General features: G+C 67.3%; 8 protein-coding genes. 5 read left to right on the forward strand and 3 right to left on the reverse strand.

Going from position 1 to position 6,744, the window contains the following annotated elements:
* Positions 1-8 precede the first annotated feature (8 nt).
* The 5 genes from AC5RUH_RS13540 to AC5RUH_RS13560 all read left to right on the forward strand — a co-directional run bounded on the left by AC5RUH_RS13540 (position 9) and on the right by AC5RUH_RS13560 (position 3,290).
* Complete coding sequence (locus tag AC5RUH_RS13540) at positions 9-917, forward strand: DUF2797 domain-containing protein (protein WP_494128834.1); 909 nt, start codon at positions 9-11, stop codon at positions 915-917.
* A gap of 86 nt (positions 918-1,003) precedes the next feature.
* A complete protein-coding gene (locus AC5RUH_RS13545; protein WP_494128835.1) occupies positions 1,004-1,258 on the forward strand; it encodes a DUF3188 domain-containing protein in 255 nt (84 codons plus the stop codon).
* Positions 1,259-1,286: 28 nt separating this feature from the next.
* Entirely contained in the window at positions 1,287-1,748 is a 462-nt protein-coding gene (locus AC5RUH_RS13550; RefSeq protein ID WP_494025411.1) for an FAS1-like dehydratase domain-containing protein, read from the forward strand.
* On the forward strand, positions 1,745-2,173 hold the full coding sequence (locus AC5RUH_RS13555; RefSeq protein ID WP_494000536.1) for a MaoC family dehydratase: 429 nt from the start codon (positions 1,745-1,747) through the stop codon (positions 2,171-2,173). The genes AC5RUH_RS13550 and AC5RUH_RS13555 overlap by 4 nt, the downstream gene beginning before the upstream one ends.
* 37 nt (positions 2,174-2,210) lie before the next feature.
* Entirely contained in the window at positions 2,211-3,290 is a 1,080-nt protein-coding gene (locus AC5RUH_RS13560) for a UDP-N-acetylmuramate dehydrogenase (RefSeq protein WP_494128836.1), read from the forward strand.
* Between the two features lie 59 nt (positions 3,291-3,349).
* Here the strand turns inward: AC5RUH_RS13560 and AC5RUH_RS13565 are convergent, their stop codons facing one another.
* The 3 genes from AC5RUH_RS13565 to AC5RUH_RS13575 form a co-directional block, all read right to left on the reverse strand.
* Positions 3,350-4,543, reverse strand: coding sequence for a glutamate--cysteine ligase (locus tag AC5RUH_RS13565; protein WP_494128837.1), 1,194 nt, complete (start codon positions 4,541-4,543; stop codon positions 3,350-3,352).
* 234 nt (positions 4,544-4,777) lie between these two features.
* Positions 4,778-5,311 (reverse strand): hypothetical protein, encoded by a 534-nt coding sequence (locus tag AC5RUH_RS13570; RefSeq protein ID WP_494128838.1) that lies wholly within the window; start codon positions 5,309-5,311, stop codon positions 4,778-4,780.
* Positions 5,312-5,349: 38 nt separating this feature from the next.
* Positions 5,350-6,744 (reverse strand): HNH endonuclease signature motif containing protein (locus AC5RUH_RS13575; RefSeq protein WP_494128839.1); only part of this gene is annotated, 1,395 nt, incomplete at its 5' end.

Consider the following 6,744-nt stretch of genomic DNA (forward strand, 5'->3'; position numbering starts at 1 on the left):
TGGACGCCATGCCCGCCCTGTATCTCGCCCACGGCATCGCCTGGACCCCCGCGGGCCCCCGGCTGCGCCTGGCAACTCCGGACGGTACGCCGAAAGACCTGCCCGTGACGCAGGGGTCGAGGCTGGGCTTCCGCGTGATGGACCCCCAACGCTACTGTCTGGGCAGCCACCGGGTACTTTCCGCCGCGGAGCGCACGCATGTGCCGTGCCGGCTGCAGGCTCCGGCGGAGCGGGGTCACCAATGTGTGAACTGCTTCCTCAATGACGACCTGCGCTTCATGCATGACAGCCACCGCAGCGGCCGGGCCCCCGAGGGGCTGCTGGCTTACCTCGCCCAACCCCATTGGCTGTACGTGGCGACGTTTGCCAACGGTGCCAGCAAGGTGGGCACGGCGGCCCACGTGCGGAAAGCGTTGCGGCTGGCCGAACAAGGCGCGGTGGCCGCCCGTTACGTCGCCCGGGCGTGCGACGGACGGGTGGTGCGGGTACTCGAGGACGCGGTCTCGGGAAACACCGCCCTGACGCAAGCCGTGCGCAGCGCCGCCAAGTTCACCGGGCTGCTGGCGCCGCTGCCCCTGCCCGAGGTGGACCGGCTCAACTCCGGCCATGCTGCCACTGTGCGCGAACTGCTGCCTGCCGTTCAACTGGAAGGCTTCGACGTCGTCGACGAACAATGGCAGGTCCCGGAGCTGGCGGCACCGGTGCTGGAGGAGGGCATCAAGAGGGGCTATCCGGGCAGCTTTGCCTCGGGCGACCACGGGTTCATCGTGGAGGGCCTCCTGGGCAGCGTCGCGGCCGCGCGGCTGCAGGATGGCGGCCCGCTCTTCTTGGTGGACCTGGGCGGGGTGAAGGGCCGCCGGATCGCCGTCGGCGACTTCGCCTCGGAGCAGCCCGTCATCCAGGAACAGCTGTTCTAGGCGATCGGCAGGCGTTGCCCGGAGCCCGCAGTCCCGCACGGCTCCGCGGTTCGGCTGGCAGGGGGCGTGGCCGGTAACCTTGAGGTATGAATCCTTGGGACCTTGGCTCGCCGCTGTACCGCAAGCTGGTCATCTCTGCCATGGTGCTGATCGGCGTCGGGATCCTCCTGTCTGTCATCGCCGCGTCGGCGAGCATCCAATGGCTGGTCTGGGCTGCACTGGCCGCCATCATCACGGGTTTGCTGACCCACCTGGTCGGGCTGCTGGTCCGGTTCCGCGACGCCCGGGCCCGGCAGGCAGCCGCCCACCCGCGGGGCACACGGCCAGCGAAGCGTCGATAGTCCCATCCACTCCATCTGAAGGAGATCCATGTCCGAACATGCCGGGGTCAACCCCGACCTCGCCGGCCGCACCTACCCGGCCGGCCCCGCCTATACCGTGGGCCGCGAGAAGATCCGGGAGTTCGCATCGGCGGTCAAGGCCACGCATCCAGCGCACTTCAACGTCGAAGCCGCGCAGGAACTGGGCTATGTCGACCTGGTGGCTCCGCCCACCTTCGCTATCATCGTGGCCCAGCGTGCGGACGCCCGGCTGATCGAGGACCCGGATTCCGGGATCGATTTCTCCCGTGTGGTCCATGCTGACCAGCGGTTCGTGCACCACCGGCCGATCGTCGCCGGCGACGAACTGGTGGCCGAGTTGCACGTTGACCAGGTGCGAGCGATGGGCGGCGGCGCCATGATCACCACCCGGGCGGAAATCAGCACCGTCGCCGGCGAGAAAACGGCCACCACCACGTCGTCGATCCTGGTGAGAGGGGAAGGCCAGTGAGCGTTGAACTGAACGAACTGACTGTTGGACAGGACATTGGCTCACGGAGCATTGAGGTTTCCCGCGCGGACCTGGTCAGGTACGCGGGAGCGTCCGGCGACTTCAACCCGATCCACTGGAACGGACGCTTCGCCGAGCAGGTAGGCCTCCCCGGCGTCATCGCGCACGGCATGTTCACCATGGGTGCCGCGGTGCAGCTGGTGACGGACTGGATCGGCAACCCCGCCGCCGTCGTCGACTACCAGACGCGCTTCACGAAGCCGGTCCTCGTGGAAGATCTCGACGGACCCGGCGCCACAATCGACGTCAGCGGCGCCATCGGGGCCATCGACCAGGACAACGGCACGGCGCGGGTCGACCTCACCGTAACCGCTGCAGGCGTGAAGGTGCTGGTCAAAGCCCAGGCGGTCGTCAAGATTTGGTAAACCGCACCGCGCCCACAGCGGGTGGGAGGCCCGCACCGTGACTGAAACGATTCTTGCGCCGCTGACGACGGTCGGTGTGGGCGGTCCCGCCCGGCAATTCATTGACGCAGGCTCCGAGTCCGAGGTCATCGAGGCTGTCCGTGCCGCCGACGAGTCCGGAGACCACCTGCTCGTCATTGGCGGCGGGTCCAACCTCGTGATTTCCGACGACGGTTACCCCGGCACCGTGGTGGCCATCGCCAACCGCGGCTACAGCGTCCGCGAGGATGACGGCGCCGTCGGACTGACGGTGCAGGCGGGCCACCCATGGGACGAGCTGGTGGCGCTGACAGTCGACAACGGGTGGGCCGGGCTGGAGGCCCTCTCCGGCATTCCCGGACTGACCGGGGCAACGCCCGTTCAGAACGTCGGCGCTTACGGATCCGATGTTTCGCAGACCATCGTCCGGGTGCGAACCTGGGATCGTAAGACCGGGTCCGTCCGGGAATTCGCAAACCGCGACCTCACCTTCGGCTATCGGGACTCGGTCCTGAAACAAAGCACGTCCAACGGATCTCCACGCTTCGTGGTACTGGAAGTCGAGTTCCGCCTGGCCCCCAGCCGTCAGAGCCTTCCGGTCCGTTACGCCGAGCTGGCACGCGTGCTCGGTGTCGACGTCGGAGGCGTGGCCAAGGCGGCCGACGTTCGCCGTGAGGTACTCCGGCTCCGCGCCTCCAAGGGCATGGTCCACGATTTAGCCGACCGGGATACGTTCAGCACGGGCTCGTTCTTCACGAACCCCATCGTCGACATGGACACGGCGGCGAAGCTGCCGGCTGATGCGCCACGCTGGCCGGCCGAGGACAAGGCCAAGCTAAGTGCTGCCTGGCTGATTGACCACGCGGGCTTTTCGAAGGGCTTTGGGCTTTCGGGAACGTCAAACGGTCCCCTCAGCGGCTACGAGGTGGCGGGCGGCCGCGCCTCGCTTTCGACCAAACACACGTTGGCGATTACCAATCGCGGCGGCGCCAGCGCCGAGGATATCCTCGCGATTGCACGCGTAGTCCGGGACGGAGTTGAACGGTCCTTCGGGATCCGGCTTCAGCCTGAGCCGCTTCTGATTGGCTGCAGTCTGTAGCGGCAGGCCTCTTGGCCCTCCGCACACCGGGTGCCCGGTGCCGGCATGAGTGCGCGCGCCTATGAATGCCCGGCCGCTTCGGACACGAGGTCGTCGTCCGCCAGCGCAGGTTCCTGCCGTGTGAGGTGGGTGAAGTAGGCCGCTGTGCTTGCCAAGGCCACCAGTCCTCCGCGTGCGAAGGCCTCGCGCTGCTGCCGGGAGCCCGTGCCTCGCGCCTGGACCTCCTGGCATAGGAGCCCGATGCCGGTCTCGTCCCCGGCGTCGGCAAGGGCCTGCCGGGTGTGCTCCAAGAGCAGGGAGATCACGGTGTCGGCACGGCAAGGAACGCCGGTGAGTGGATGCAGGAGATTGCCGGCGATGCCCCAGCGGCTGGCTTGCCAAGCGGACAACCGGAGTACCGACGCCGGAACCGCTGCAGGGGGCAACCCGGACCTCCACTCTCTCGCCGCCGTCTCCACGAGTGCCCTGGACAAAGCGGCGATCAACACTGTGTCGCTGGCCTGAAGGCAGACATCGGCCACCCGGATCTCAACCGTCGGGTGCTTGTGGGACAGCCGCGCGTCGAGGTAAAGCATGGCGTGGTCGAGTACGACGCCGCTGTCCAAGGCACGCCGGAGCGAGCGGTGGTAGGCGGCAGCCGAGCCGAATATTTCCGAAGGCCCGGTGCCCGGCCAGCGCAACCAAGCCTGGGTTCTGAAACCGGCATACCCAGTGTCGCGGCCCTGCCAGAACGGGGAATTGCTGCTGAGGGCGGCGAGTACGGGAAGCCAAATCCGAATGCGGTCCAGCACAGCTACGCCCTCCTCCTCAGAATCCACGCTGACGTGGACATGGCAGCTGGAGGTCAAGGACTCTTCTGCCGTCAGCCCGAACTGCGCCCTCAGTGCCTGGACGCGGGTATCAGGAGCTGGATGCGGTGCGGCCGGGGACGGCGATGTGGCCAGCGCGACGGCCCTTGCTCCGGACGCGCGGGCACAAGCGTCGGCCAAGGCTCGTCCGGACAGAATGTCGGCTGCCAGATCGCACAAGGTTGCGCGGGGCGGGGAGATGACCTCGATCTGTTCCTGCTGGAGTTCGGTCGCGAGCGTCGGGCCGGTGGGGGCAGAGGCAGCAGCGGCTTCCGTTTGCCCAGATTGCTGGGCTTCTCCCGCTGTGAGCCGATACTGGTCCATGACGGCTGCTGCGCGCGGCACAGACAGGCCCGTGGCGGGCTCGACCAGCAGTAGCTCCTCTTCGACACCGAAAGTGCGCATGCAACCACCTTTCGCCGGGCTTGTGTTGATGGCGACGGCCGGGATGCCGCTGCTTAGCCGGGCTCACCAAGAGAGTACGTGCGAGAAGCCGGGCGGTCCACAGCGGCAACCGAACCGCGCCTCACTTCGCTGGCGATCACCAAGAGGTGTGTGCGGACTCGGCGTCGTGCGTCCAGGCCGCGCCGAGCGAGAGGTCCTCGGACATTCGGCGACCCTGTCTGGCGCGGCATGCTCCTAGGGAAGGTCTTCCCGTCTGATCGTCGCGTCAGCCTGCGGGTCCTCGACCTGCGGTGCTCCTGCCGGTCGTGGAATGCGCTGCCGTTCGGCGCGGCGCTTCGAATGTGCGGAAAGCTCGTCATGCCGAATCATGAAGCGGATGATGCTCGGGCGAAGCGCACGAAGATTGACCAGCCCGCTGCCGCAAAGCCAGCAGACCAGTCGGTAGCTGTGGTTCACTTGGACCAACCGGTCGGTACCGTGGTCCATGAGCCAATCGGGCGACAAAAACTCATGCATCGGTGCCAGCAAATAATCGGCGGGCAGTAACCGCGCGAAGGCACCCTGCGGTTGAAAGCACTGTTCCAACTGAAGCATCATCCACCATTCTTCTGAGAGGTAGGCAGGACCGCAGGTCTCCAGGAAGCGCCGCAGGTGAGCCTCCAACCTGAGTGAGCGGTCGAGCTGGATTGGTCTCACCTGACGTTGTTGGACGAAGAACTCCCGAAGCACATCCTCGATTCGCGCCTTGGGCCTCGCATACCTGGTCACTGTTGAATCCTCTTGCTGTTGGTTTCACGTTGGGTCGGTTAAAACGGTGGCGGGTAGCTGGAACGGCGGCGGGTGTCTAGAACGGTGGCGGGGTCTTGTCCCATGGGCCGTCCGTGGCTTCGTCGCCGCCGGTGTCGCCCTCGCCGCGGGTACAGTCCCGGGGACTTTTGGCACCGTTGCCCGGGCTTTCCGTGGCTTCTTCTGCGCCGGGGGCTGAGGGGGATCGTGAGTGTCCAGCCTTCGTCGGGGGTAGTGGTGTGGGTGTGGCCGGAGCGGGTGGTGAAGTGGAGGGTCCCGTCGGGGTCCTGGGTGACGGTTCCGCCGCCCTGGTGTTTGGTTTTGTGCCCGGGCTTGCAGCGGGCGCTGAGATTTTCCATGACTGTTGTGCCGCCGTCTTCCCAGGCGATCGTATGGTCGATGTCGCAGTGGTCAGCCGGGACGGTGCAACCAAAGTCGCGGCAGTGGCGGTCGCGTAGCCGGACGAGGCGTTTGAGCCATTCGGGCGGGTGGCGCAGGTCTTTGGCGACGGCGGCTGCCTTGCCATAGTCATCGGTGAGCACGATCAACCAGGATTTGGCCAGCGCGGCAAGGTCGCGGGTCATGCCCGGCGGGATCGGCCCGTAGCCGGTGAGGTCGCCGGGGTCCTCGGCGAGCCGGAGCAGGGTGTGCAGGGGCGCGGTGACGGCGACGGAGGCGGTCACGTTCCCGGCACCGCAGGTACAGGGCCCCTGCCCTGCCGTCCCTCCGGCTGCCGTGTTTCGGACGGTGCACGCCGCAACTTCCGCGTCCGGGATCTTTGGGCCGGTTTTCTCGGGGGCGCCAGGTGGAGCGGCTGCCGTTGTCATTGCCGTTGCGTTCGTTACAGAGCCGAGCGCGGTCCCGGATCCGGCAGCAGTTCCGGAACGGCTTGCTGCTCTCGGTCCGGCTGATGCTTGGGTGGCCGCTGTTCCGCAGTTGTCAGGTACCGTCTGGGTGGCGGCTGTGTCGCCGGCGGCGGGTCCGCTGTCTGTGTCTGTGGCGGTGGCCGTGGGCTGGTAGGCGTGGCCGGGGTAGCGCAGGAGCATGTCGGTGAACACGTCGGCGCGGAGTTGGCCCAGGGCGCGGGTTTCGTCCGCGGTTTGGAGTTTGCGGGCGTGGGCCTGCATCAGGTTGTAGGCGAGCAGGGCTTTGTCGGCGCTGGTGCGGATGTAGAGGTCGGCCATCCCGTCGTCCTGGGGCTGGTAGTGGACGGTGCGGCGTTCCATCGCGGCGCGGTGCCGGGTCTCGAGGGGTTCGGGGTGCAGCCGGTCGCGGACTGTGCGGGCCCTGGCCTGGACGGATTCCAGGGTGATAATTTCGGCGCCGGGAACAACGCGGGCTTCGTAGCCGGCCAGGGCCTCGGGCGGCAGGCCGGCGCCTTTGCGGGCGATGGCGGTGGCGCGGGGCAGGTCGAG

This window comes from Arthrobacter sp. Y3223166 (assembly GCF_059090935.1).

Excerpts from the sequence above, each read along its gene's own strand:
- AC5RUH_RS13540 (WP_494128834.1), top strand. The coding sequence starts at position 9 with ATGCCCGCCCTGTATCTCGCCCACGGCATCGCCTGGACCCCCGCGGGC.
- AC5RUH_RS13545 (WP_494128835.1), top strand. The coding sequence starts at position 1,004 with ATGAATCCTTGGGACCTTGGCTCGCCGCTGTACCGCAAGCTGGTCATC.
- AC5RUH_RS13565 (WP_494128837.1), bottom strand. The coding sequence starts at position 4,543 with ATGCGCACTTTCGGTGTCGAAGAGGAGCTACTGCTGGTCGAGCCCGCC.
- AC5RUH_RS13550 (WP_494025411.1), top strand. The coding sequence starts at position 1,287 with ATGTCCGAACATGCCGGGGTCAACCCCGACCTCGCCGGCCGCACCTAC.